The organism is Frankia sp. AgKG'84/4 (genome assembly GCF_023242965.2).
Classification (GTDB): domain Bacteria; phylum Actinomycetota; class Actinomycetes; order Frankiales; family Frankiaceae; genus Frankia.
On record NZ_JALKFU020001018.1, the window covers coordinates 1 to 1,769 of the forward strand.

A 1,769-nucleotide genomic window follows, 5' to 3' on the forward strand; every position below is an offset into this window, starting at 1 on the left:
GCCTGCGCCCGCAACGCGTCCGGCGTGCGGGCCGACAGGATCCAGGGCAGCGTCGCGGCGCCGCCGATGCGCACCGTGGCCGGGTCGGCGAGGACGGCGTGCGCGCTGGTTGGGGCGGTGCTCGTGGCCGACGGTTGGTCGCTCGGCTCGTCCGGGGCCTGTTCGAGGATGACGTGGGCGTTGGTGCCGCTGATGCCGAACGAGGAGACGGCGGCGCGGCGGGGGCGGCCGGTGTCGGGCCAGGCGCGGCCCTCGGTGAGCAGGCGGACGGTGCCGGTGGACCAGTCGACGTGCGGGCTGGGCGCGTCGGCGTGCAGGGTCGGCGGCAGGGTGCTGTGCCGCATCGCCATGATCATCTTGATGATGCCGGCGGCGCCGGCGGCGGCCTGGGTGTGCCCGATGTTGGATTTCAGGCTGCCGAGCCACAGGGGCTGGTCGTCAGGCCGGTCCGCGCCATAGGTGGCGAGCAGGGCCTGGGCCTCGATCGGGTCGCCCAGCGGGGTGCCGGTGCCGTGCGCCTCCACGGTGTCGACGTCGGTGGGGCGCAGCCGGGCGCCGGCCAGCGCCGTGGTGATGACGCGTTGCTGGGACGGGCCGTTGGGGGCGGTGAGGCCGTTGGAGGCGCCGTCCTGGTTGACGGCGCTGCCGCGGACGACGGCGAGGATGGGATGGTTGTTGGCTTGGGCGTCGCTGAGGCGTTCGAGCAGAAGCATGGTGGCGCCCTCGGCCCAGCCGGTGCCGTCGGCGGCGGCGGAGAACGCCTTGCAGCGTCCGTCGACGGCCAGGCCCCGTTGGCGGGAGAAGTCCACGAACGCCGCCGGAGACGCCATCAGCGCCACCCCGCCGGCCAGCGCCAGGTCCGACTCGCCGGAGCGCAGCGCCTGCGTGGCGAGGTGCAGGGCGACCAGCGACGACGAGCACGCCGTGTCGATCGTGACCGACGGCCCCTCGAAGCCGAACGTGTAGGAGATCCGGCCGGTGGCGATCGCGCCGGCGTTGCCGTTGCCCAGATGCCCCTCCAGCCCCGCCGGCACGGCGTGCACCCGCGCCAGGTAGTCGTGGTACATCACGCCGGCGAACACGCCGGTGCTGGAGCCGCGCAGCGACGTCGGGTCGATTCCGGCGCGCTCGATCGCCTCCCACGCGATCTCCAGCAGGAGGCGCTGCTGCGGATCGGTGGCCAGGGCGTCCCGCGGGGCGATGCCGAAGAACTCGGCGTCGAAATCGGCGGCGTCGTGCAGGAAACCGCCGTGGCGGGTGTAGGACTTGCCCAGCGCGTCGGGGTCGGGGTCGTAGAGCTCGTCGAGGTTCCAGCCGCGGTTCACCGGGAAGCCGCTGATGGCGTCGGTGCCGGTGGCGACGAGGTCCCACAGGTCCTCGGGGGTGGTGACGCCGCCGGGCAGGCGGCAGGCCATGCCAACGATCGCGATGGGCTCGTCGGCGTCCCGGCGCCGGGATGTTCTGGTGGCGCCGCGGCGCGCCGGGGACGCCCCGACGAGCTCGACGCGCAGCAGCTCGGCGACGGCAGCCGGAGTCGGATGGTCGAAGGTCAGGGTCGCCGGCAGCCGCAGACCGGACACCGTGTTGAGCCGGTTGCGCAGCTCGATGGCCGTCAGCGAATCCAGCCCCAGGCCGGAGAAGGCCCGGTCGGCCGGCACCGCGGCGAGACCCGCGTGCCCGAGCACGCCCGCGACCTCCGTGCGCACCAGCTCGACCAGCACCGCCGTCGCCTCCGCCTCGGCCAGCCCCGCGAGGCGACCGGCCAGCGC

1 protein-coding gene is annotated in these 1,769 nt (G+C 74.6%); it reads right to left on the minus strand.

From position 1 onward, the window contains the following. The coding region (locus MXD58_RS26915) for a type I polyketide synthase (protein WP_250610620.1) at positions 1-1,769 on the minus strand (1,769 nt) is incomplete at both ends.